Source organism: Bradyrhizobium sp. BR 10289 (assembly GCF_019455385.1).
GTDB lineage: Bacteria > Pseudomonadota > Alphaproteobacteria > Rhizobiales > Xanthobacteraceae > Bradyrhizobium.
On record NZ_JACOFR010000002.1, the window covers coordinates 254,206 to 276,905 of the forward strand.

The 22,700-nt window shown below is 65.0% G+C and carries 21 protein-coding genes; 1 reads left to right on the top strand and 20 read right to left on the bottom strand.

What is annotated here, in order from left to right; all coding sequences use genetic code 11:
* Positions 1-6: 6 nt before the first annotated feature.
* The 4 genes from HYH08_RS04735 to HYH08_RS04750 all read right to left on the bottom strand — a co-directional run bounded on the left by HYH08_RS04735 (position 7) and on the right by HYH08_RS04750 (position 3,245).
* The gene (locus HYH08_RS04735; protein ID WP_220008588.1) at positions 7-576 is read right to left on the bottom strand and encodes a cytochrome b; all 570 of its coding nucleotides are present in this window, start codon (positions 574-576) and stop codon (positions 7-9) included.
* Positions 577-778: 202 nt separating this feature from the next.
* Positions 779-991, bottom strand: coding sequence for a hypothetical protein (locus HYH08_RS04740; protein ID WP_220008589.1), 213 nt, complete (start codon positions 989-991; stop codon positions 779-781).
* Positions 992-1,225: 234 nt separating this feature from the next.
* A complete protein-coding gene (locus HYH08_RS04745) occupies positions 1,226-1,402 on the bottom strand; it encodes a hypothetical protein (protein ID WP_220008590.1) in 177 nt (58 codons plus the stop codon).
* A gap of 106 nt (positions 1,403-1,508) precedes the next feature.
* Entirely contained in the window at positions 1,509-3,245 is a 1,737-nt protein-coding gene (locus HYH08_RS04750) for an adenylate/guanylate cyclase domain-containing protein (protein WP_220008591.1), read from the bottom strand.
* 325 nt (positions 3,246-3,570) lie between these two features.
* On the opposite strand from HYH08_RS04750, the gene HYH08_RS04755 reads away from it, so the two are divergent.
* Positions 3,571-5,745, top strand: coding sequence for a lytic transglycosylase domain-containing protein (locus HYH08_RS04755; protein WP_220008592.1), 2,175 nt, complete (start codon positions 3,571-3,573; stop codon positions 5,743-5,745).
* Positions 5,746-5,857: 112 nt separating this feature from the next.
* On the opposite strand, the gene HYH08_RS04760 is transcribed toward HYH08_RS04755, so the two are convergent.
* From HYH08_RS04760 to eno, 16 genes are all read right to left on the bottom strand, one after another.
* Positions 5,858-6,829, bottom strand: a complete 972-nt coding sequence (locus tag HYH08_RS04760) for a tripartite tricarboxylate transporter substrate binding protein BugD (RefSeq protein WP_220008593.1) — start codon at positions 6,827-6,829, stop codon at positions 5,858-5,860.
* 87 nt (positions 6,830-6,916) lie between these two features.
* Positions 6,917-8,158, bottom strand: a complete 1,242-nt coding sequence (locus HYH08_RS04765) for a threonine synthase (protein WP_220008594.1) — start codon at positions 8,156-8,158, stop codon at positions 6,917-6,919.
* Between the two features lie 220 nt (positions 8,159-8,378).
* Positions 8,379-9,800 (bottom strand): dihydrolipoyl dehydrogenase, encoded by a 1,422-nt coding sequence (gene lpdA, locus HYH08_RS04770; protein WP_220008595.1) that lies wholly within the window; start codon positions 9,798-9,800, stop codon positions 8,379-8,381.
* Between the two features lie 17 nt (positions 9,801-9,817).
* Complete coding sequence (locus HYH08_RS04775; RefSeq protein WP_220008596.1) at positions 9,818-10,048, bottom strand: hypothetical protein; 231 nt, start codon at positions 10,046-10,048, stop codon at positions 9,818-9,820.
* Positions 10,049-10,056: 8 nt separating this feature from the next.
* Positions 10,057-11,406 carry a pyruvate dehydrogenase complex dihydrolipoamide acetyltransferase gene (locus HYH08_RS04780; protein ID WP_220008597.1) on the bottom strand — a complete coding sequence of 450 codons (1,350 nt, stop codon included), beginning with the start codon at positions 11,404-11,406 and terminating at the stop codon, positions 10,057-10,059.
* A gap of 63 nt (positions 11,407-11,469) precedes the next feature.
* A complete protein-coding gene (locus HYH08_RS04785; RefSeq protein ID WP_194393784.1) occupies positions 11,470-11,922 on the bottom strand; it encodes a nucleoside deaminase in 453 nt (150 codons plus the stop codon).
* A gap of 2 nt (positions 11,923-11,924) precedes the next feature.
* Positions 11,925-12,227: a DUF5076 domain-containing protein gene (locus tag HYH08_RS04790; protein WP_008547332.1), complete on the bottom strand. Its 303-nt coding sequence runs from the start codon at positions 12,225-12,227 to the stop codon at positions 11,925-11,927.
* Between the two features lie 3 nt (positions 12,228-12,230).
* The gene (locus tag HYH08_RS04795) at positions 12,231-13,613 is read right to left on the bottom strand and encodes a pyruvate dehydrogenase complex E1 component subunit beta (RefSeq protein ID WP_220008598.1); all 1,383 of its coding nucleotides are present in this window, start codon (positions 13,611-13,613) and stop codon (positions 12,231-12,233) included.
* 30 nt (positions 13,614-13,643) lie between these two features.
* The gene (gene pdhA / locus HYH08_RS04800; RefSeq protein ID WP_220008599.1) at positions 13,644-14,666 is read right to left on the bottom strand and encodes a pyruvate dehydrogenase (acetyl-transferring) E1 component subunit alpha; all 1,023 of its coding nucleotides are present in this window, start codon (positions 14,664-14,666) and stop codon (positions 13,644-13,646) included.
* Positions 14,667-14,946: 280 nt separating this feature from the next.
* Entirely contained in the window at positions 14,947-16,464 is a 1,518-nt protein-coding gene (gene adh / locus HYH08_RS04805; protein ID WP_220008600.1) for an aldehyde dehydrogenase, read from the bottom strand.
* 278 nt (positions 16,465-16,742) lie between these two features.
* A complete protein-coding gene (locus tag HYH08_RS04810) occupies positions 16,743-17,702 on the bottom strand; it encodes a helix-turn-helix domain-containing protein (RefSeq protein ID WP_220008601.1) in 960 nt (319 codons plus the stop codon).
* A gap of 205 nt (positions 17,703-17,907) precedes the next feature.
* A complete protein-coding gene (locus tag HYH08_RS04815) occupies positions 17,908-18,228 on the bottom strand; it encodes an FtsB family cell division protein (RefSeq protein ID WP_220008937.1) in 321 nt (106 codons plus the stop codon).
* 103 nt (positions 18,229-18,331) lie between these two features.
* On the bottom strand, positions 18,332-18,883 hold the full coding sequence (locus HYH08_RS04820) for an NADPH-dependent FMN reductase (RefSeq protein ID WP_220008602.1): 552 nt from the start codon (positions 18,881-18,883) through the stop codon (positions 18,332-18,334).
* A gap of 184 nt (positions 18,884-19,067) precedes the next feature.
* Entirely contained in the window at positions 19,068-20,066 is a 999-nt protein-coding gene (locus HYH08_RS04825; protein WP_220008603.1) for an MBL fold metallo-hydrolase, read from the bottom strand.
* 120 nt (positions 20,067-20,186) lie between these two features.
* Positions 20,187-21,320 (bottom strand): zinc-binding dehydrogenase, encoded by a 1,134-nt coding sequence (locus tag HYH08_RS04830; RefSeq protein ID WP_220008604.1) that lies wholly within the window; start codon positions 21,318-21,320, stop codon positions 20,187-20,189.
* A 49-nt stretch (positions 21,321-21,369) separates the two neighbouring features.
* Positions 21,370-22,653, bottom strand: coding sequence for a phosphopyruvate hydratase (eno, locus tag HYH08_RS04835; RefSeq protein ID WP_220008605.1), 1,284 nt, complete (start codon positions 22,651-22,653; stop codon positions 21,370-21,372).
* Between the last annotated feature and the right edge of the window lie 47 nt (positions 22,654-22,700).

Below are 22,700 nucleotides of genomic sequence, written 5' to 3' on the forward strand. Positions count from 1 at the left end.
GCACCGTCAGCCGGCGGAGCGCTTGCGGCTCCCCGCCCGGGGCCACATCCGCGCCAACGTTCCATCGCGCATGACGACGGCGTGCCAGACGGTTGCGGCGATATGCAACGCGACTACGGCATAGACCAGCCAGGCGAGCGTATCGTGGGAGAGCTCGCCGGCATGCGCGATCGCGGGGTTGTCGGCAACCAGCCGCGGCCAGCTGAACGTCCAGAAATACTTCAGCGAGTAACCGCCGGCCGACGAGAAGGCGTAGCCGGTGAGCGGCATCGCGAACAGGATGGCATAGAGCGCCCAATGATTGAGCCGCGCCGCCAGCCGGACCAGCCAACCGAACGATTCCGGCTCCGGCGGCGCCTTGGTCGCGAGGCGCACCGCCAATCGCAGCACCGACAGGAACAGCAACGTCATGCCCGCCGATTTGTGCACCTCGAGCAGCTCGCGACGCGGCGAGGTGCCCGGCGGCTGCAGGCCGCAATAAAGGCCAATCAGCATCGCCGCAATGAACAGCACCGCGGTTGCCCAGTGGATCGCGCGCAGCAGCGGCGCGTAGGCCCTCGTCTCCTCCACCGGCATCAGGCCTCGATAGCGCCTGATGCCAGGGCCGATGAAACGTTCAATGAGACGCCGCCTGACACGGCGTCGTCGATTTCGAGGCTTGCGAGTATCATCGGATGTCCCTGCTCCCGAACGAGCCCTATCAGGTCGCATCGTGCGGAACGATGGACGGCAGGAGATGGCGCGGTTGCGATCCCTGCAGACCGCCGCAACCGTCGGCTCAGCGCGCGCCCCTGAGGGTGCAGGCGGTGGTGCAGGTCACGGTGTTGCCGTGATCGCAGGTCTTACAGGCGGCCACGCACTGGTTCATGTCGCGAGGGTTGTAGGCGCTGTAATTCCGCGCCGGGCAGACTGCGGTCGAGCCGGTGATATCAGGCTCCTGGTTGCAGGCCGCCGTCAGGAGCGCGAGCATGAGAACCGCAACGACACGCATGGGATCGCCCTGCAAAAGCCAGCGTCAAAGCGACGCTTCCAGAGGCTCGTTGCGTTGCAACAAGCCCTGGCATTCCCATCGCGAGGAACGACGCAACGTCGCGCGCCTCGCATCGCGATCAAGGATGCGCGCCAAACGTTAAAAACGGCTTTCAGCCGCGCGGCCCCGCAATGGTTCCACGCATCATGCAGCGGATTGCATGCCCGAGGCTTACGTCTCGCCTCACGCTGCTGTTTAGGCAGCAGCCCTGGTCGCAACCGCGCGCCGGGTCTCGTCCGCAAGCTCGTAATAGTGCTCGGCGAGCTTGAGATAGAATTCGCGCTTGGTGCTGTCGGTGGCGAGCTTGGCAATCAGCTCGCATTCGGCGGTGAGCGTCTCGAACCGTTCCAGCCTGTCCTCAAGTTCGGTCATCGGCGTGTCCCCATCAAACGCCTTAGGGCCAACCAACCTAAGCCCGGGAAATAGGTCACGGCCAACATCGTTATGAGATAGAATCAATTATTCCGAAGCGGCCCGGCTATTTGCTGTCCAGCCGCCAGGCTCCGTCCCAATCGGCCGCCGGCGGGCTCGCTTCGAACTGCGCGATCCGGGCAAGCATTGTGCGCGACGGACCATCGCCCGGGACGCTCTCCAGCGCGGCGCCAAAGGCCATGCGGGCCTCGCCGAAGCGGCGGCTGCGATAGGCAGCAAGCCCCTCGGCATAGTGCTTTCGCAGGCCCTCCTGCACGGCAGTCAGCGCGCCTGCTCTGCCCATCACCTCGAAGATCGGCTGCGGCGCACCCTGGCCCGCGACCGCCAGACGATCGATCTCGCGCAGCTCGAGGTTTTGGCCGATGGCATCGGCCGTGGCCTGCGCGATCAGGATGCGGGTGCCGTAGAGCTTGTTGACCAGCTCCAGGCGCGAGGCGAGGTTCACGGCATCGCCCATCACCGTAAAGCTCATCATCAGCTCGGAGCCGATGCTGCCGGTCAGGACCTCGCCGGTCGCAATGCCGATGCGCAAATCGCAAGGACCGGGCATGGCGCGGATGCCAAGCAGGTCGGGCAATTGCTTCTGGAGCGCCGGCACCTGGTCGGCCATCTCGACGGCGGCAAGGCCGGCGAGCAGCGCCGGCTCATCATCCTCGATGAAGGGCGGGCCCCAATAGGCCATGATGGCGTCGCCGATATATTTGTCGATGATGCCGCGATTGTTCCTCACCGGCGCCGACATGACCGTGAAATAGTGGTTCATCACCTTGACGAGGCCGCGTGGCGTCATGCCCTCGCTCATCGAGGTGAAGCCGCTCATGTCGCAAAACATGATGGTCATGACGCGGCGCTGGCCCTCGATGGCGACTTCCGGCCGGTCGATCAGGCCCTGCACCACCTTCGGATCGATGTAGCGGCCGAAGGTCTCGCGGATGCGCTCGTTGTGGCGCAGCTGCTCGATCATGCGATTGAAGGCCGCGGCGAGTTCGCCGATCTCGTCCTGGGTGGACACGGTGATGGGCTTGTCGAAGCGCCCCGCCTCGACCTCGCGCGTGCCGGCCAGCAGCAGCCGCACCGGCCGCGTGATGCCGCTGGACACCAGCAGCGCGAAGGCAAATCCGACGACCGCAGCGAGCGCGGTGACGACACCGGAGATGATGATCGTCTCGTGCTGACGGCCAACGACCGTCGAGGTGCTCGCGAACACCTGCTTGAGCATGTCGGAACGAATGCCGTCGATCTTCTGGTTGAACTGGTCGCGCAGCATGTCGAGATGCTCGAGCGTGCCGCGCGCGTCCGCCATCTGCCTGGCGTCGATCTGCTTGAGCAGTTTGGCGTGCTCCTCGCTCATGCCTTGCCGCAGCTCGGAGACGGCGGTCTCGATGCGGACATCGATCCGCGCCAGCGCGGCATTGTCGGACGGCGTCCTGGTGTCGTCGATGATCGCGTTGATATGCTTTCGCGCGTCCGAGGTCTCCGCCTCGATCTTGCGGTCGGCCTCTTCGAACTCCTTGAGCCGTGCAGCATACGCCTCCTCGTCCGGGGCTTCCTGCATCTTCATCATCACCATCCGGCGCAGTGCCACGGACCGCTCCAGCGAGCGGATATTGGCGCGCGCGAGGTCGCCATAGGCCGGGATGTAGCGGTTGGTCAGCTCGTCCAGGAGAACGCCGACCTGGCTCGACATCACCATCGACAGGATCGAGGTGACCAGCATCAGGACGATCAATCCGAGGGCGATGCCGACGATCTTGCGCCGGATCGACTGGTTGAAAAGCGGCATCTGGAGCGGGGCAAAGGCTGAAAGGACGGATTGGAACCTCAATACACCGGATTTGACCACGGGAACACGCGCAATTGGTCCGCTCGTGACGCCGCTGGCCACACACAACCGTCGCGCGAGCCCGGATCGTTAACAAAGGTTAAAGCCGCTACCCCCTTCAGCGATTTCGGAAGTTCCCAGTTCCAATCCGTATTTTGCCGCATTGTTGAACCAGCGTGAGGAATGCGAACGATGTCGTGGCATCGTTTTGGTGTCGTCTCTTGATTCTCAAGCCGCATGTCGTCGCGGACCTTGGTTTGTAGTGGTTTCGCAGGGGGACCATCGAATGAACCAGTGCCTACGCTCGCTCGCGTGTGTCGTTGCCGTGGCCGCATTGGCCCTCCTTCCTTCCGAACTGGCAGCGAAGAGCAATCACAAATCGGCCGCGTCGAAGAAGACGCATGAAACGAAAGCCGGCGGTAAGCAGCGCCATGCCGCCGCGAAGTCGCGTCACGGCAAGCATGCCGACGCCAAGCGCAAATCGAAGAAGCAGGACGACGAGCCCGCGGACAAGCCGGCGGCGCCGCCGCTCACCGGCGACCTCGCTGCGCTGAAGGACGCCATCGATCTCGCGCGCAAGGGCAAGACCGACGATGCGACCGCCGCGCGCGACCGCATCGCCGATCCCGCCGGCCAAAAGCTCGCCGACTGGTTCATGCTGCGCCATTCGGAGAGCACCGCACCTTTCAAGCGCTACGCCGCCTTTCTCGCCACCAGTCCGGACTGGCCGAGCAGCGCCCTGCTCCGCCGCCGCGCCGAGGCGCGGCTGTGGCAGGAGAAGAGCGATGCGGCGACCGTGCACAAATTCACCATGGACCGGCCGACCAGCGCCAAGGGCAAGTTCGCGCTCGCGCGCGTGCTGCTGGCTGAAGGCGACAATGACAGGGCAACGCGTCTCGTCCGCGAGGCCTGGCGCACGGAGGAATTGTCCGAACGCAGCGAGGCGGATTCCTACGAAGCGTTCCGCGATCTGCTGACCGCCGACGACCATCGCGCCCGCATGGACAAGCGGCTCGGCGCCAAGGACTATGCCGGCGCAAGGCGCGCGGCCAAACGGCTCGGCGAGGATGCGCTCGCAATCGTCAAGGCCTGCTCGGCCGTCACCGGCAAGGCCAGCAAGGCCAAGGACTATCTCGAGGACGTCGCGGCCGAGGCGCGCCGCGATCTCGGCTATGTGCTCTGCCGCGCGCAATGGCATCTCCAGAACGACCGTATCGACGACGCCGCCGAAGTGATCCTGGCTGCCGCACCCGACACCATGGCGGCGCAGGACACCGATGCGTGGTGGCGCGAGCGCCGCCTGCTGGCGCGAAAGCTGCTCGACCAGGGCAAGTTCAAAACAGCTTACGACGTGGTGCGCACCGCGGCCGTGCCGGCGATGGAGGTCTACCGCGTCGACTATCACTTCATGTGCGGCTGGATCGCGCTGCGCTATCTCAACGATCCAAAAACGGCACTGGTGCATTTCGCCGCGATCGACGAGGGCTCGGCCAATCCGATCGCGCTATCGCGCGCGCATTACTGGCGCGGCCGCGCCGCCGAAGCGATGGGCGCGACTGCGGACGCCCGGATGAGCTATCAGGCGGCGGCGCGCTATTCGACCGCCTATTACGGCCAGCTCGCCCGCGCCAGGCTCGGGCTCGACCGGATCGAACTGCGCCCGCCCTCGCCCGTGCTGGCCGCAGCCGGCACGCCGCCAGCGGACGAGCGCGTGCGCGCCGCCGACATGCTCTACGGCATCGGCGAGCGCGACACAGTGTTCTATTATGCCGAGGACCTCGCCAAGGAGAGCACCGACGTCGCAGCGCTCGAGGCGCTCGGCGAGCTCGCCGGCCAGCGCAACGACGCGCGCGTGATGCTGGAGGTCGGCAAATCGGCGCTGGCGCGCGGGCTCGCGCTCGACCATTACGCCTTCCCGACCATCGGGATTCCCGAGCACAAGCAGGTGGCCCCGGCGATCGAGACCAGCGTGATCTACTCGGTGGCGCGCACCGAAAGCTCGTTCGACCAGCGCGACAAGTCGCCCGCCAACGCGGTCGGGCTGATGCAGGTGACGCCGGAAGCCGGACGCGACACGGCAAAGCGCTTCGGCCTGACCTATGACTGGGACAGGATGGTCTCCGACCCCGTCTACAACACGCAGATGGGCGCGGCCGAGCTCAGCGCGCTGTTGTCGGAATATCGCGGCGACCAGATCATGACCTTCGCCGGCTACAATGCCGGCCGCGGCCGCGTCCGCGAATGGGTGCAGGCGCACGGCGACCCCAGGGATCCCAAGGTCGATCCGGTCGACTGGGTCGAGCGCATCCCGCTCTCGGAGACGCGCAACTACGTCCAGCGCGTGATGGAGAACGTGCTGGTCTACCGCGCAAGGTTCGAGGGCAGCGGCGTGGTCGCAGGCAAGAGCGATGAGCGCGTGGTGACGAAGGACGTGAGTGCCAAGGCGATGCCGGTTGATTAGACGACGGTCTCGTAGGGTAGGCAAAGGCGCGCAAGCGCCGTGCCCACGATCTCATTGATCACACTCCGAACGTGGGCACGCTACGCTTTGCCCACCCTACCAGAGTCCCCTCTCAATCCACCTTGATGTTCGCTGCCTTGATCATCGGCCACCACTTTGCGATCTCGGCCTTTTGCCGCGTGCCGAGCGCTTCCGGGGTGAGCTGATCCTGCGGTGTCATCTCGAGGCCCTGGCTTTCGAGCTGCTTCTTCACGGCGGGATCGTTCAAGGCCTCCACGGCCGCGGCGTTGAGCTTGGTCACGATCTCCTTCGGCGTGCCCTTCGGCACCCACATGCCCGACCACAGCGTCATGTTGAAGCCTTTCAGGCCGGCCTCCTCCGCGGTCGGAATGTCGGGCGCCGAGGCGAGGCGCTTGTCGTCGGTGATGGCGTAGGCGCGGATCGTGCCGGCGCGGACCTGGCTGATGGAGTTGGAGGTCTGGTCGACGATGACGTCGATCTGGCCGGCGATGAGATCGTTCAACGCGGGCGCGGTGCCGCGGTACGGCACGTATTGCAGCTTGATGCCGCTGACGCTCTCGAAATAGACGCCGGCGATGTGGCTGCCGGAGCCCGCGCCGGCGGTGCCGGCGGTCGGCGGCGAGGGCCGCGACTTCAGCCAGTCCAGCAGTTCCTTCAGCGAGGTCGCGGGGACTGCATTCTTGCTGACGACGATCATCGGGTTGCTGGGCAGCAGCACCACGGGCTCGAGATCGGCAACGAGATCGTATTTGAGCTTGTAGACCGCGCCGTTGGCGACGTGGGTGCCGAGATGGCCGAACGAGATGGTGTATCCGTCCGGCGGCGACTGCACGGCGCGCCCCACTCCGATCGAGCCGCCTGCGCCGGTGACGTTCTCGATCACCAATGGTTGGCCAAGCGAGACGCGCATCCGCTCGGCGAGCACGCGCGCCATCGCATCGGACGGGCCGCCGGCCGCGAAGGGCACGATGATGGTGATGGGATGCGAGGGGTAATCGTCGGCGCGCGCGACGCCCGAAACAGCGAGAACAGCAATCAGCGCAGCCCAGACGGCCTTCTTCATGGTCTTCTCCCCAACGATGTGCTTTTTGTTCTTGTCTCTCCCCGCGTACGGGAAGAGGGATCGTTCGTGAAGAGACGAAACGACGCGCTAGAACTGCGTGTAGTCGATCGGCTTGTGGCGATCGAGCGTGCGGTCGACCTTCGGCAGCGGATATTTCAGGCCGGTGGCGCAGTTGAACAGCATGACGCGGTCGCTCTTCGAGACGCGGCCATCGGCAAGGCTCTCCTTGTAGGCGGCGTAGGTGGCGGCGCCCTCGGGGCAGAGCAGCAGCCCCTCCTCGCGCGCGACCTCGTTCAGTGCTGCCGAGATCTTGTCGTCGTCGACCGCAATGGCAAAACCCTTGCTTTCGCGCACGGCGCGCAGGATGAGAAAATCGCCGATCGCCTGCGGCACGCGGATACCCGACGCGATGGTGTGGGCGTCCTCCCAGCGCGTGGCGTGCTCGGTGCCGGCCTCATAGGCCCGCACCATCGGCGCGCAGCCCGAAGCCTGCACCGCGACCATGCGCGGGCGCTTCGAGCCGATGAAGCCAATCTTCTCGAGTTCGTCAAAGGCCTTCCACATGCCGATCAGGCCGGTGCCGCCGCCGGTCGGATAGAAGATCACGTCGGGCACGTCCCAATCGAGCTGCTCGGCGAGCTCGAGGCCCATCGTCTTCTTGCCTTCGATCCGGTACGGCTCCTTCAAGGTCGAGGTATCGAACCAGCCGACTTTGGCTTTGCCCTCGCCGACGATCTTGCCGCAATCGTCGATATAGCCGTTGACGCGGTAGACGGTTGCGCCCTGCAGCTCGATCTCGCTGACATTCACCTCGGGCGTATCCGCCGGGCAGAAGATCGTGGTCTTGATGCCGCAGCTCGTCGCGTAAGCCGCCAGCGCCGCGCCAGCATTGCCGTTGGTCGGCATCGCCATGTGCTTGATCCCGAGCGCCTTGCCCATCGACACCGCCATCACGAGGCCGCGCGCCTTGAACGAGCCGGTCGGCAGGCGACCTTCATCTTTGACGATGATCTCGCCGCCGCCGAGCTTCTTGGCCAGCTTCGGCAGCCGGATCAGCGGCGTCGTGACCTCGCCGAGCGAGACGATGTCCTGGCATTTGCGCACCGGCAGCAGCTCGCGGTAGCGCCACATGTCGGCGGGACGTTCCTTGAGCGCATCCTTGGTCAGCGCCTTCTTCACACCCGCGAGGTCGTAGCGCACCAAGAGCGGCTTGCCGGCCTTGGAGAGATTGTGGACCTGGTCGGCGGCGTAATGATCGCCCTCCATGGCGCATTCGAGATGCGTGACGAAGGTCGGGCGCTCGATGGTGAGGTTGTCGTTGTCATGCATGGGGTGATTTCCTCTTCTTGTTCTGGTGTTTCGTCATTAGACCCGTCACCCTGAGGCGCTCTTCATGCGGCGCAACGCGCCGTATGGAGAGCCTCGAAGGGCGACGAGCCCGGCTGCTGCATCTCGGCCGCTCATCCTTCGAGGCTCTGCCAACGGTGCTCCGCACCGCCGGCCTCGCACCTCAGGATGACGGGTCGGGTACGGCGCCGCCCTCGCCTCGTCAGATATTAAGCACCCGGCCATAGGCATCCAGCACGGCTTCCTTCATCATTTCCGACAGCGTCGGATGCGGGAAGACCGTGTGCATCAGCTCTTCTTCCGTGGTCTCCAGGTTCATGGCGACGACATAGCCCTGGATCAGCTCGGTCACCTCGGCGCCGACCATGTGGGCTCCGAGCAGCTGGCCGGTCTTCTTGTCGAAGATCACCTTGACGAGGCCCTGGTCCTCCCCGAGTGCAATCGCCTTGCCGTTGCCGACGAAGGGGAAGCGACCGACGCGGATCTCGCGGCCGCTCTCCTTGGCCTTGGCTTCGGTCAAACCAACCGAGGCGACCTGCGGGTTGCAATAGGTGCAGCCGGGGATCAGGAGCTTGTCCATCGGATGCGGATGCAGGCCCTTGATCGCCTCGACGCAGATCACGCCCTCATGCTCGGCCTTGTGGGCGAGCATCGGAGGACCGGCGACGTCGCCGATGGCGTAGATGCCGGGCACGTTGGTCTTGCCGTGGCCGTCGATCACGATGCAGCCGCGCTCGGTCTTCACCCCAAGCTTTTCGAGGCCGAGATTCTCGATATTGCCGACGACGCCGACCGCCGAGATCACGCGCTCGAACTCGGTCGTCACAGGCTTGCCCTTGCCGTCGTCGATGGTGGCGACGACGCTGTCGGGTTTCTTCTCCAGCTTGGTCACCTTGGTCGAGGACATGATCTTGATGCCCTGCTTCTCCAGCCGCTTGCGCGCGAGGCCGGCGATCTCGGCATCCTCGACGGGCAGGATCTGCGGCAGCACCTCGACCACAGTCACGTCGCTTCCCATGGTGTGGAAGAACGAGGCGAACTCGATGCCGATCGCGCCGGAGCCGACCACCAGCAGCGACTTCGGCATCTTCTCCGGCACCATTGCTTCGAAATAGGTCCAGATCAGCTTCTTGTCGGGCTCGAGTCCGGGCAGCACGCGCGGCCGCGCGCCGGTGGCGACGATGATGTGCTTGGCCTGGTAGGCCCCCTCGCCGAGCGCGCCCTTCGGCGCCTCGACGTCCGACTTCTTCACGGTGATCTTGCCGGGCGCATCGATCGTGGCGTTGCCCCAGATCACGCTGACCTTGTTCTTCTTCATCAGGAAGCCGACGCCGTCGTTCAGCCGTTTCGAGACGCCGCGCGAACGCTGCACCACCGCCTTGGGGTCGAACGAGACGTTGTCGGCCGACAGGCCATAATCCTTGGCGTGCTGCATGTAGTGGTAGATCTCGGCCGAGCGCAGCAGCGCTTTCGTCGGGATGCAGCCCCAGTTCAGGCAGATGCCGCCGAGATAGGATTTCTCGACGATCGCGGTCTTGAAGCCGAGCTGAGCGGCGCGGATCGCGGCGACATAGCCGCCGGGGCCGGAGCCGATGATGATGACGTCGAAGGATGTGTCGGCCATGTCGGCTCCCGTTCAACTCAGGACGTAACGCCGCGGGCGCGGCGATTGAGGATGTAGGTTCTGACCAGCCATTCGAGGAGAATGGCTGCCGTCATGACGGCTATGATGCTGAGCGCGATCGGCGCCCAGATGTTGCGCGACAGCGCCTCATCGGCGAAGAAGGCAGCGTTGACGATCTCGAGGCCGAACGGGGTGAGCGTGAGGATCAGCGAAACCAGCATCGAGATCCAGGGCCAGCGCGTCGTCATACGCCATCTCACACCATCATCATGACGGGGTTTTCGATCAGCTGCTTGAACGCTCCGATCAGCTCGGCGCCGAGCGCGCCGTCGATGGCACGGTGATCGCACGACAGCGTCACGCTCATCATGTGCGCGATCTCGATCTTGCCTCCGCGCACGACGGGCCGCTCCTCGCTGGTGCCGACCGCGAGGATGGTCGCATGCGGCGGGTTGATCACCGCGGTAAAGTGGCTGATGCCGTACATGCCGAGGTTGGAGACGGCGGTGGTGCCGCCCTGATATTCCTCGGGCTTCAATTTGCGCGAACGGGCGCGCGCGGCAAAATCCTTCATCTCGTTGGAGATGGTCGAGAGCGTCTTGGTCTCGGCCTTGCGGATGATCGGCGTGATCAGGCCGCCCGGCATCGCGACGGCAACGCCGACGTCGGAATGGTGGTGCTTGACCATCCCGCTCTCGGTCCAGCTGACGTTGCAGTTCGGGATCTTCTGCAGCGCCACCGCCATCGCCTTGATGACGAAGTCGTTGACCGAGATCTTGTAGAGCGGTTTCTTCTCCTTGTCCTTCGGCGCGGCGGCGTTGATCTCCTCGCGCGCGGCGAGCAGCTTGCCGATGTCGCAGTCGATGGTCAGGTAGAAGTGCGGGACGTTCTGGATCGACGCGGTCAAGCGTTGCGCGATCGTGCGGCGCATGCCGTCATGCGGCACGACCTCGTAGGAGCCGGGCTCGAACAGCGACAGGATCTGCTTGTCCGACATGGTCGGCGCGATCGCGGGTGCAGATGACGGAGCCGCGGCGGGCGCCTTGAGGCCCTTGCCTGATTTGGCCTGTTCGACGTCGCGGGCGACCACGCGGCCATGCGGGCCGGTGCCCGTGATCATCGACACGTCGATGCCGGCTTCCTTGGCAAGACGCCGCGCCAGCGGCGATGAGAACACGCGGCCGGCGTGACCGTTGCTCTGCGCGGCGGGTGCGGCAGCCTGAGGTGCCGGGGCCGCAGCGGGCGCGGGAGCAGCCTTGGGCGGGACAGGTGCGGGTGCCGGAGCAGCGGCAGGAGCCTCGGCAGCCTTGGGCGGTGCCGCCGAAGCGCTGGGCTTGGCACTGCCTGCGGCCTTCACGTCCTCGCCCTCGCCGGCGAGCACGGCAATGACGTCATTGACCGGCACATCCTGCGTGCCCTCCGGCACCAGGATCTTGGCGATCGTGCCCTCGTCGATGGCCTCGACCTCCATGGTCGCCTTGTCGGTCTCGATTTCAGCGATGACGTCGCCGGACTTGACCTTGTCGCCTTCCTTCTTCAGCCACTTGGCGAGGTTGCCCTTCTCCATCGTCGGCGAAAGAGCGGGCATCAGGATGTTGATGGGCATGCTGACCTCAAGAAGAACTTTGCAAAAACTCGTCTCCGAAAGCGAAGACGAACAGGACCAGGTTTAGTTGCCGATGTCGCCTTGCCAGAGGCGCTCATTGGCGGGGATGGAACGCCAATTCTTCATCATGGTGATGGAGCGGTCGTCGGCAAGGTCGATCCAGGGAATGCCGAACTTGTCGAGGATATCCTTGGACCCCTCGAAGGTGACGGATTCCCCGATCACCACCAGCTTGACCTTGAACAGGCCGAGCGCGCCGGCACACATCGAGCATGGCGACAGCGTGGTGTACATGACGGTGTCGTGGAACGAGATCGCGCCGGCTTCGCGCAGGCAGCTCATCTCGCCATGCAGGATCGGATTGTTCTCCTGCACGCGGTTGTTGTGGCCGCGGGCAATGATCTTGTTGTCGCGCGTCAGCACGGCGCCAATCGGCAGGCCGCCCTGCGCGATCGAGGCCTCGGCCTCGCGGATCGCCTCGAGCATGAAGTCGAAATGATAGGATTCGATCGCCATGGTCAGTGCCCCTTCCCGCGCGGCGTCGTGGTGCCGGTATCCGTCGGGCGCTCGATCTCGGCCTGGAACATGTCGAGGATCCGGTTCAACGCGTCCTCCTCGGTGTATTCGCTCTCACGGGCATAGGCGCGCGCGGCGTGGCGGGCGAGATCGACCAGCAGCAGGCCCCACATGTCGGGCTCCTCGAAGGCCCGCTGGAACGCCATCGACAGCCCGCCGTCCAGCACGAACACGCGCAGGATCTCGACCGCGTCGTCGCGGGTCATGACGTCGGGCGGCAGTGGCTGCTCCTTGGGGCCCGCCATGGTCTACCTGTAGCAGACGGCTTTGGCGGCCTCGACGACTTCAGCCGCCGACGGCAGCGCCAGCTTCTCCAGGTTCGCCGCATAGGGCATCGGCACGTCCTTGCCGGAGACGCGCGTAACCGGCGCGTCCAGATAGTCGAAGGCGTTCTCCATGATGCGCGCGGCGATCTCGGCGCCGACGCCGCTCTGGGCCCAGCCTTCTTCCACCGTGACGGCGCGTCCCGTCTTCTTGACGGAGTTGATGATGGTCTCGGTGTCCATCGGGCGCAGCGTGCGCAGATCGATCACCTCGGCCTCGATGCCCTCCTTGGCGAGTTCGTCGGCAGCCTTCAGCGCATAGGTCATGCCGTTCGACCAGGAGATCAGCGTGACGTGGCTGCCGGAGCGCACGATGCGCGCCTTGCCGATCGGGATCACGAAATCGTCGAGCTTCGGCACCTCGCCGCTGTGCCCGTACAGCACTTCGTTCTCGAGGAAGATCACCGGATTGGGATCGCGGATCGCGGCCTTCAGCAGGCCCTTGTAATCGGCGGCCGAGAACGGGGCGACGACCTTGAGGCCGGGAATGTTCGAATACCAGGCCGAGTAATCCTGGCTGTGCTGCGCGGCAACGCGCGCGGCCGCGCCGTTGGGCCCGCGGAACACGATCGAGCAGCCCATCTGGCCGCCGGACATGTAGAGCGTCTTGGCCGCGGAGTTGATGATCTGGTCGATCGCCTGCATGGCGAAGTTGAAGGTCATGAACTCGACGATCGGCTTCAGGCCGGTCATCGCGGCGCCGACGCCGACGCCGGCAAAGCCGTGCTCGGTGATCGGCGTGTCGATGACGCGCTTAGGCCCGAACTCCTGGAGCAACCCTTGCGTCACCTTGTAGGCGCCCTGATATTCGGCGACCTCTTCGCCCATCACGAAGACGTCAGGGTCGCGGCGCATCTCTTCGGCCATGGCGTCGCGCAGCGCTTCGCGGATGGTCTGGGTGACCATCTCGGTGCCGGCGGGCACTTCCGGATCGGGCTCGGCAACGGCCTGCGGTGCAGGCGCGGCCTTCGGCGCCGGCGCCTCGGCCTTTGCGGCGGCGGGCGGAGCCGACTCTGCGGACTTCGCGGCCGGTGCAGGCGCCTTCGAAAGATCGGCGGCGCTCTCGCCATCGGCGAGAATGGTTGCGATCGGCGTGTTCACGGCGACGTCGGCTGTCCCTTCCGGGATCAGGATCTTGCCGAGCGTGCCCTCATCGGTCGCCTCGACCTCCATGGTGGCCTTGTCGGTTTCGATCTCGGCGATCACGTCGCCGGACTTGATCGTCTCGCCCTCTTTTTTCAGCCATTTGGCGAGGTTGCCCTTTTCCATGGTGGGCGACAACGCGGGCATCAGCACTTGAATTGGCATATCGACTCCAAGAGAAAGCTTGCGCGCGTCTTAGCGGTAAACGTCGGTCCAGAGCTCGGCGGCATCCGGCTCGGGATCATGCTGGGCGAAATCGGCGGAGGCGTTGACGATGTCACGCACCTCGGCGTCGATCGCCTTGAGATCGGCCTCGCTGACCTTGGCGGCCAAGAGGCGATTGCGCACCTGCTCGATCGGATCCTGGTCGTGGCGGACCTTCTCGACCTCCTCACGCGTGCGGTATTTGGCCGGGTCGGACATCGAGTGGCCGCGATAACGGTAGGTCTGCATTTCCAGGATGTAGGGGCCCTTGCCGGCGCGGCACCATTCCGCCGCCTCTTCGCCCGCGGCCTTGACGGCGCGCACGTCCATGCCGTCGACCTGCTTGCCGGGGATGTTGAAGGACGCGCCGCGCTTGGAGAAATCCTGCTGCGCCGAGGCGCGCGACACCGACGTGCCCATGGCGTAGCGGTTGTTCTCGATGACGTAGATCACCGGCAGCTTCCAGAGCTCCGCCATGTTGAAGCTCTCATAGACCTGGCCCTGGTTGGCCGCGCCGTCGCCGAAATAGGTGACGCTGACATTGCCGTTGCCGCGATAGTGATTGGCGAAGGCCAGACCCGTGCCGAGCGAGACCTGGGCGCCGACGATGCCGTGGCCGCCGTAGAAGTGCTTCTCCTTGCTGAACATGTGCATGGAGCCGCCCTTGCCCTTGGAATAACCGCCGCGGCGGCCCGTGAGCTCGGCCATGACGCCGTTGGCGTCCATGCCGGTGGCAAGCATATGGCCGTGATCGCGATAGCCGGTGATGACCTGATCGCCCTCCTTCAGGGCCATCTGCATGCCGACCACCACGGCCTCCTGGCCGATATAGAGATGGCAGAAGCCGCCGATCGCGCCCATGCCGTAGAGTTGGCCGGCCTTTTCCTCGAACCGCCGGATCAGGAGCATCTCGCGGAGCGCCTTCAGCTCCTGCTCTTTGGTGAATTCCGGGGGCGAAGCGCCGTCGGTTTTGTCCTGTACAGCGCCTGCGGCGGCTTTCTTGGGTGCGGCCATGGGAATTCCGGGTCAGAGAAAACTTCAGCCCTCTCTAGCCCAAGTCAAACGCCGTTGGAAAGCACCGCAACGGAATAGCACGATTTTCATTATGCCGCAGTGCAACGTGGCCGTAATATTGCAAAATGTTTGACGCCGATCAGGCAACAAATTTAAGCACCGGTCTCGACCGCAGCAGATTCGGTGACCGCGACAAAAAGCGCCGCGGCAGTCAACCCCGTTTGCCGGATAAGCGGCGTCAAAAATTGACGCCGCCCTCTCCGCCCGATCACATCTTCGATCAGAAGAAGCCGAGCTTCTTCGGGCTGTAGCTGACCAGCAGGTTCTTGGTCTGCTGGTAGTGATCGAGCATCATCTTGTGGGTCTCGCGGCCGACGCCCGACTGCTTGTAACCGCCGAAGGCCGCATGCGCGGGATAGGCGTGGTAGCAATTGGTCCAGACCCGACCGGCCTGGATGGCGCGGCCGAAGCGGTAGCAGCGGTTGGCATCGCGGCTCCAGACGCCGGCACCCAGGCCGTAGAGCGTGTCGTTGGCGATCGCGAGCGCTTCGTCATCGGTCTTGAAGGTCGTGACCGAGACGACGGGACCAAAGATCTCCTCCTGGAAGATGCGCATCTTGTTGTGACCCTCGAACACCGTGGGCTGGACGTAAAAGCCGCCCGACAGATCGCCGCCGAGCTCGGCACGCCCGCCGCCCGCGAGCACCTTGGCGCCCTCCTGCTTGCCGATGTCGATGTAGGACAGGATCTTCTCCAGCTGCTCGCCGGAAGCCTGCGCGCCGATCATGGTGTCGGCCACGCGCGGGTCGCCCTGCTTGATGGCGGCGACGCGCTTCAGCGCCCGCTCCATGAAGCGGTCGTAGACGTCGGCATGAACCAGCGCCCGGCTCGGGCAGGTGCAGACCTCGCCCTGGTTCAGCGCGAACATGACGAAGCCCTCGATCGCCTTGTCGAAGAAGTCGTCGTCCTCGGCGGTGACGTCCTTGAAGAAGATGTTCGGCGACTTGCCGCCGAGCTCCAGCGTCACCGGAATGAGGTTTTGGCTGGCGTATTGCATGATCAGCCGGCCCGTCGTGGTCTCGCCGGTGAAGGCGATCTTGGCGATGCGCGGGCTGGAGGCGAGCGGCTTGCCGGCTTCGAGACCGAAGCCGTTGACGATGTTGAGGACACCCGGCGGCAGCAAGTCGCCGACGATCTCGGCCCAGACCATGATCGAGGCCGGAGTCTGCTCGGCCGGCTTGAGCACGACGCAATTGCCGGCGGCAAGCGCTGGCGCAAGCTTCCAGCAGGCCATCAGCAGCGGAAAGTTCCAGGGAATGATCTGGCCGACCACGCCGAGCGGCTCGTGGAAATGATAGGCGATGGTGTCGTGGTCGATCTCGCCGATCGAGCCTTCCTGCGCGCGCACCACGCCGGCGAAATAGCGGAAATGGTCGATGGCGAGCGGCAGGTCGGCGGCGCGGGTCTCGCGGATCGGCTTGCCATTGTCCCAGGTCTCGGCGACCGCGAGGCGCTCGAGATTTTCCTCCATGCGGTCGGCAATCCTGTTCAGGATCGCGGCGCGCTCGGCGACGCTGGTGCGGCCCCATGGGCCCTTGGCGGCATGCGCCGCATCGAGGGCGGCTTCGACGTCCTGAGCGTCGGAGCGCGCGATCTTGCAGACGATCTGCCCGTTCACCGGCGAGGCGTTGTCGAAATACTTGCCGGAACGTGGCGCCGTGAACTTGCCGCCGATGAAATTGTCATAGCGCTCGGCGAACGGACTTTGGGTGAGGCCGAGGAATTCCACCTTGTTCATTGATCACTCCCGATGTTGCTGTTTGCGCTTGTCGTCGTGTGCTCACGACTTGCGCCGACGATCTCGCGGGAGGTGATTTCTGTCAGCCCTGGGGAGCGCGATGACGAAGCCGACCTGTCGCAGTTCTGCGACAGATCACGAGGCTGCAGCAGCATACTCAGTCATCATCCTGAGGAGCGCGCCGTTGCGCGCGTCTCGGAGGATGGCCACGGATCCAGTGGGGCCTGCATGGTTCGAGACGACCGCGTCGCGGTCTCCTCACCATGAGGGGATAGAGTTCAGTGCCGGATCTCAAACCGCTTCAGCTTCCGGTGCAGCGTGGCGCGGCTGACGCCGAGGGCCTTGGCGGCAGCCGAAACATTGCCGCCGGCGCGGAGCAGCGCGCGCTGCAGCACCGCGCGCTGGCCGCCGGCGAGATGGTCGCGCGCGATATCGCCGCCGAGCAGGTCGGCCGCGGGCACCGGCTGCAGCGCCCTGCCCGGCGCAATTCCGAGCCCGATCCGCGCAGACCGGGTCGCGCCAATCACGAGATCGTCCGCATCGACCGCGACAAGGCCGCCGCACTGGCCGTCAGCAGTCGGCGTCAGCACGATGCGGGCGTAGGCGAAGGCGCGGCGGAACAGGTCGGCCTCGATGCGCTTCGCCGCCTCGCCTGCCGCAAGCGCAATCAGGTTGGAGAACGCATCGGTGCGGTCGGCACGGCAGGAGGAGACGTCGAGCACGCCGGCAAAGGCTGCCTCATGGTCGTAGATCGGAACGGCGGTGCAGCTCAGGAGGGTGTTGCGGGCGAAGAAGTGCTGGTCGCGGTCGATCGTCAGCGGCCGCTGCTCGACGACGCAGGTGCCGATGCCATTGGTGCCCTCGTGCTCCTCGCTCCAGAGCGCGCCGGTCCACAGGCCCCAGGACTGGAACGTCGTGTCGTCCGCGGGCATGCCGCGGCGGTCGACCGGAACCCCCTCGCCGTCGGCCAGCAGCACGCAGCAGCCGGCCACGCCGACCGCCTGGTAGAGCCGGTCCATCGCACCTTGCGCGGCGGCCAGCAGCGGCGCGATGCGCTCGCGCGCCGCACGGAGTTCCGCCTCCGTCAGCCGTTGCGGCAGGCCGCGGCCGGAGGGGTCGAGATGATGCAATCGGGACGAACGGCGCCAGGAGGCCACGAGCGCCGACCGCGCCGCCTGGCCTGATGCAATGGCGGCCTCGACACGGGCCGCGTGATGCTGGGGGGCTTGCCCATTCATCACCGTTTCCTCCGGGTGGCAATCTTAAGACCTGCCGGCGCGGCCCGATTGATCTCCGTCAATCCTGGGATGCAGCGCACCGGACAAGCCATGCCCCTGCGGGCGCCGTCCCGTCAAGGCGGCAACGCGGCTGCGGTCTTGCGACTTTCGATGTGATGAGGTCGGGAGGTGCCGGCTTTCGCCGCCACTTTCGAAACCCGCGCAGTTACTGGCTCTGCGGGATCATCCGAACCAGATCGTGCGGATTGACATAGTCGAGCTGGAACCGCGCCCGCTCGTCGAGCATATCAGGGTCGATCCGCGACGTCCGCAGCAGCGAGACGCGTTGCTCGCTCCTGGCGCGCTCGCGCTTGAGCTGGGCGAGCTCGCCGGTCAGCGCGATGATCTCCTGGTCGAGCTCCTGGCGGGCGTTGAGGCCGTATTTGCCGGTGTAGGCGTTGACGCCGAAATAGCCGACGATCGCGGCCGCCATCGCATAGAGGGCAAGGCCGGTCAGGATCGATTTCAGGCGCGCGCGGGAGACCATTTTTGGAAGATGGGGCAGCTTGGTTAAGGGCACGCTAACGCGCCCTGCCCACTCCATCGAGTGTCATGCCCGGGCTTGCCCCCGGGCATGACCAAGCACGGCCTCAGCCGTGATACTTGGCAACGTGTGCCGCGAAGGCGTCGATATAGGCCTGCAGCACGCCCTTCAGCGAGTCCTTGACGAGGTTACCCTCGGCATCAAAAGCGTCGCCGACGGCGTTCAGATAGGCTTCCGGCTGCTGCATGATCTGGCCGGCGATGCCGGGCAGGATGTGCTGGAGGGTCTTGGCGGCGCTGACGCCACCGAGGGGGCCCGGCGAGTTCGAGATGATGCCGACCGGCTTGCCGTTGAACGAGCTCTTGCCGTAGGGGCGCGAGGCGACGTCGATGGCATTCTTCAGCACGCCGGGGATGGCGCGGTTGTATTCCGGGGTCACGAAGATGACGCCGTCGGACTTCTGGATCTTCTCGCGGAACGCCAGCCAGTCGGCGGGCGGCGCGCTCTCGAGGTCCTGGTTGAAAAACGAGATGCCTGCCGGCGTGATGACCTCGAGCTTGAGCGAGCTGGGTGCGAGCTTTGCCAGCGCGTTGCCGATCTTCAGCGAGAAGCTGTCCTTGCGCAGGCTGCCGGCGATCACGAGGATGTTGTAGGCCATGGATTGTCCTTGGAGGCTTGAGGGAGAGTGCCGCGCGGCACTTAAGCGATCCGGATTGATGGATGCAAGTGCATGAACCGGTCGGGATTGGAAACGCTGAGTTTCCTGGAAGCAGATGGTCGGCCAAAACGATCAGGCCGCCAAGCGGCGGCCTGATGTCTCCTATAAATCTGCAACCACGCTCTCAGATCGTCGGATTCCACGCCGACGGGATCAGACGATATTTCGCGCCGTCCTTCTCGACATGGCCGACCGACGGGAAGGTGAAGTGGAAGCCGATCACGGTCGCCTTCTCGGCGGCCGCCATGTCGTAGAATTTATGGCGCGTCTCCTGCGCCATCGCGGCATCGGTGTCGAACACCACGTGCCAGTCCGGATTGCGCAGGAAGAATTCCGGAATGTTCGTGACGTCGGACTGGATCAGCACCTTGGCATCGCCCGAGGCGACCGCGAACGAGGTGTGGCCCGGCGTGTGGCCCGGCGTCGCGATCGAGGTGATGCCCGGCGCGACCTCCTTGCCCCACTCGTACTTCGTCACCTTGGACTCGAGGCCCGCAAACGTCTTCTTCACGTTGGCGAAGTAGTTCTTCATCATCGGATTGGACTCGGCCTTGGCCGTGTTGTCCTCGCTGGTCCAGAACTCCCAGTCCTTGCCCGGCACCATGATCTCGGCGTTCGGGAACGCGAGCCCGCCGTCGGCGAGGCGGATGCCGTTGGTGTGATCGGGATGCAGATGCGACAGCAGCACGACGTCGATGCTCTTGGGGTCGACGCCGGCGGCCTGTAGGTTCTGCAGCGTGCGGCCGACCGCGCCCTTACTCGGCTCGAGATTGGCAACGCCATTGCCGGCATCGATCAGCACCAGCTTGGAGCCGGTGTTGATGAGCTGCGGATTGAACGGCACGGTGACCATGCCCTTGGGCATGTAGGCGGCCTCGGCCGCGGCGGCGGCTTCTTCCTTGGGCACGTTGACGACGAACTTGTCCGGCATCGGGAAGGTGCGGGCACCGTCATTGATCGAGGTGCACTCGAAGCTGCCCACCTTGTAGCGATAGAAGCCCGGCGCCTGCGTGCCGGCTTGCGGCACTGCGGCATTGGCGGTGGTCGGCCGCAGGCCGGTGGCGGCAGCCGCACCCATGGCGGCAGCGGCTGCGAGCAGATGGCGGCGATTGAGATCGGTCATGGAGAGGTCCCCTTCTGAGCGCCTTCGCGGTTGTCCGCTTTCAAATGGCGGCGGAAATAATCTCCCGCCTTGCTCAGAAGGCAAGACCTTCTTGCGGTGACGTGCCGTCGCACGTGATGATTATTTATTTGGGTTGATGAGGAATTTTTCGCCGGTGGCCCGTTTGGCGTAGGCCGCGATGTTGGCGGGATCGAGCGCTTCCTGAAGCGAAACTGTCTTGGTGTAGTGGCTGGCGAAAGTGGTCTTCAATTCGCTCACGACACGCTGGCGCAGCCGTCCGATATCGGCCGGCCCGATCTTCTGGAGGAACGGGGTCAGGAGCCAGCCGCCGACGCCCCAAGCCATGCCGAAGCCGCGCGGCAACTCGATCGGACGGGTATCGAGCCCACCGTAGACATAGACCTGCTTGTGCACCATGGAGCCATAGCGGCTGTATTCCTTGGCGGTCTTGTTGATCGCGATTTCCATGCAGTTGAGGATGTCGCCGGCAAGCTTGCCGCCGCCGATGGCGTCGAACGCGATGGTGGCTCCGGTCTCGACCAGCGCATTGGTGAGATCGTCCAGGAAGCTCGGCTTGCTGGAATCGACGACGTGCTTGGCGCCGATCTTCTTCAGGATCTCCGCCTGCTCCTGGCTGCGCACGATGTTGACGAGCGGGATGCCGTCCTTGATGCAGATCTTGTTGAGCATCTGGCCGAGATTGGAGGCGGCCGCAGTGTGCACCAGCGCCTTGTGGCCCTCGCGTCGCATCGTCTCGGTCATGCCGAGCGCGGTGAGCGGATTGACGAACCAGGACGCGCCTTCCGCCGCACTGGTGCCCTCGGGCAGCACCTGGCAGTCCCTCACCTTCATGGTCCGGTACTGCGAGTACATGGCGCCGCCGATCATCGCGACCGTCTTGCCCATCAGCGCCTTCGCAGCATCGGACGCGCCGGTCTTGATGACGACGCCTGCCCCTTCATTGCCGACCGGCAGGGACTGGTCGAGCCGCGCCCCCATCGCGCGCATCGCGCCGTCAGGCACCTTTGCGGTGATGATCGGCGCCTCCTTCGTGCCGGAGGCCTTGGCCGTGCTCATGTCGGCGGCGCCGATAAGCAGGCCGAGATCGGACGGGTTGATCGGCGCCGCCTCGACGCGGACGACGACCTCGTCGTCCGCCGGCTCGGGGGTCGGCACGTCCACAAGCGAGATCTCGAGCTCACCGCTCGTCTTGATCAGCGAACGCAGTTGCAGTCCGGTCTTGCCGTCGCTCATGTCGAACCTCCCCTGTCCTTCTTTCGCGCTTTCGCGCGGTGACGCTGGCTTATGCCAGCGCCTTGAGTGCCGCCCTGCCGCCGTACAGCGCCTGCTTGCCGAGCTGCTGCTCGATGCGGAGGAGCTGGTTGTATTTGGCGGTGCGATCGGAGCGCGCAAGGGAGCCGGTCTTGATCTGACCGCAATTGGTGGCGACCGCGAGGTCGGCAATGGTGGAATCCTCGGTCTCGCCGGAGCGGTGCGACATCACCGAGGTGTAGCCGGCCTTGTGCGCCATCTCGACGGCGGCGAGCGTCTCGGTCAGCGTGCCGATCTGGTTGACCTTGATCAGGATCGAGTTGGCGCGGCCGGTCTTGATGCCGTCGGCGAGTCGCTTGACGTTGGTGACGAACAGGTCGTCGCCGACCAGCTGGCACTTCTTGCCGATCAGATCCGTGAGCTCCTTCCAGCCGTCCATGTCGTCTTCCGACATGCCGTCCTCGATGGTGACGATCGGATAGCGCGAGACGAGGTCGGCGAGATACTTCGCCTGCTCGGAGATCGAGCGGGTCTTGCCCTCGCCTTCATAGACATACTTGCCGTCCTTGAAGAACTCGGTCGAGGCGCAGTCGAGGCCAAGCACGATGTCCGTCCCTGCCTTGTAGCCGGCCTTGCCGATCGCGTTCATGACGAATTCAAGCGCAGCATCCGCCGACGGCAGGTTCGGCGCGAAACCGCCCTCGTCGCCGACATTGGTATTGTGGCCGGCCTTCTTCAGTTCGGACTTCAGCGTGTGGAACACTTCGGCGCCGTAGCGCAGGCCCTCGGCGAAGGAGGACGCGCCGACAGGGAGGATCATGAACTCCTGGAAGTCGATCGGATTGTCGGCATGCACGCCGCCATTGATGATGTTCATCATCGGCACCGGCAGCAGACGCGCCGAGGTGCCGCCGACATAACGATACAGCGGCATGTCGAGCGAGTTCGCGGCCGCCTTGGCGCAGGCCAGCGAGACGCCGAGGATGGCGTTGGCCCCTAACCGGCTCTTGTTCGGCGTGCCGTCGAGGTCGATCATGATCTGATCGATCTGGGCCTGCTGCTCGACATCGAGACCGCTCAGGGCTTCGAAGATCTCGCCGTTGACGGCGCCGACCGCCTTGGTGACGCCCTTGCCAAGATAGCGGGCCTTGTCGCCGTCGCGCAGCTCCACGGCCTCATGGGCGCCGGTGGAGGCGCCCGACGGCACCGCGGCGCGGCCGAGCGCGCCATCTTCCAGCACGACGTCGACCTCGACGGTGGGATTGCCACGGCTATCCAGGATTTCGCGGCCGATGATGTCGATGATGGCGGTCATGAGAGCCTCTTTTCGGGGAACAAAGGGGGCAGTTGGCGGTGCTTCTA

Bases quoted from the DNA above. Each gene is read 5' to 3' on its own strand.
- HYH08_RS04830 (WP_220008604.1), bottom strand. From the start codon at position 21,320: ATGAGCGACGGCAAGACCGGACTGCAACTGCGTTCGCTGATCAAGACG.
- HYH08_RS04810 (WP_220008601.1), bottom strand. From the start codon at position 17,702: ATGAATGGGCAAGCCCCCCAGCATCACGCGGCCCGTGTCGAGGCCGCC.
- lpdA (WP_220008595.1), bottom strand. From the start codon at position 9,800: ATGGCCGACACATCCTTCGACGTCATCATCATCGGCTCCGGCCCCGGC.
- HYH08_RS04815 (WP_220008937.1), bottom strand. From the start codon at position 18,228: ATGGTCTCCCGCGCGCGCCTGAAATCGATCCTGACCGGCCTTGCCCTC.
- HYH08_RS04765 (WP_220008594.1), bottom strand. From the start codon at position 8,158: ATGCATGACAACGACAACCTCACCATCGAGCGCCCGACCTTCGTCACG.
- adh (WP_220008600.1), bottom strand. From the start codon at position 16,464: ATGAACAAGGTGGAATTCCTCGGCCTCACCCAAAGTCCGTTCGCCGAG.
- HYH08_RS04780 (WP_220008597.1), bottom strand. From the start codon at position 11,406: ATGCCCATCAACATCCTGATGCCCGCTCTTTCGCCGACGATGGAGAAG.
- HYH08_RS04735 (WP_220008588.1), bottom strand. From the start codon at position 576: ATGCCGGTGGAGGAGACGAGGGCCTACGCGCCGCTGCTGCGCGCGATC.
- HYH08_RS04760 (WP_220008593.1), bottom strand. From the start codon at position 6,829: ATGAAGAAGGCCGTCTGGGCTGCGCTGATTGCTGTTCTCGCTGTTTCG.
- HYH08_RS04775 (WP_220008596.1), bottom strand. From the start codon at position 10,048: ATGACGACGCGCTGGCCCTGGATCTCGATGCTGGTTTCGCTGATCCTC.
- HYH08_RS04750 (WP_220008591.1), bottom strand. From the start codon at position 3,245: ATGCCGCTTTTCAACCAGTCGATCCGGCGCAAGATCGTCGGCATCGCC.
- HYH08_RS04745 (WP_220008590.1), bottom strand. From the start codon at position 1,402: ATGACCGAACTTGAGGACAGGCTGGAACGGTTCGAGACGCTCACCGCC.
- HYH08_RS04755 (WP_220008592.1), top strand. From the start codon at position 3,571: ATGAACCAGTGCCTACGCTCGCTCGCGTGTGTCGTTGCCGTGGCCGCA.
- eno (WP_220008605.1), bottom strand. From the start codon at position 22,653: ATGACCGCCATCATCGACATCATCGGCCGCGAAATCCTGGATAGCCGT.
- HYH08_RS04820 (WP_220008602.1), bottom strand. From the start codon at position 18,883: ATGGCCTACAACATCCTCGTGATCGCCGGCAGCCTGCGCAAGGACAGC.
- HYH08_RS04790 (WP_008547332.1), bottom strand. From the start codon at position 12,227: ATGGCGGGCCCCAAGGAGCAGCCACTGCCGCCCGACGTCATGACCCGC.
- HYH08_RS04825 (WP_220008603.1), bottom strand. From the start codon at position 20,066: ATGACCGATCTCAATCGCCGCCATCTGCTCGCAGCCGCTGCCGCCATG.
- pdhA (WP_220008599.1), bottom strand. From the start codon at position 14,666: ATGGCCGCACCCAAGAAAGCCGCCGCAGGCGCTGTACAGGACAAAACC.
- HYH08_RS04785 (WP_194393784.1), bottom strand. From the start codon at position 11,922: ATGGCGATCGAATCCTATCATTTCGACTTCATGCTCGAGGCGATCCGC.
- HYH08_RS04795 (WP_220008598.1), bottom strand. From the start codon at position 13,613: ATGCCAATTCAAGTGCTGATGCCCGCGTTGTCGCCCACCATGGAAAAG.
- HYH08_RS04740 (WP_220008589.1), bottom strand. From the start codon at position 991: ATGCGTGTCGTTGCGGTTCTCATGCTCGCGCTCCTGACGGCGGCCTGC.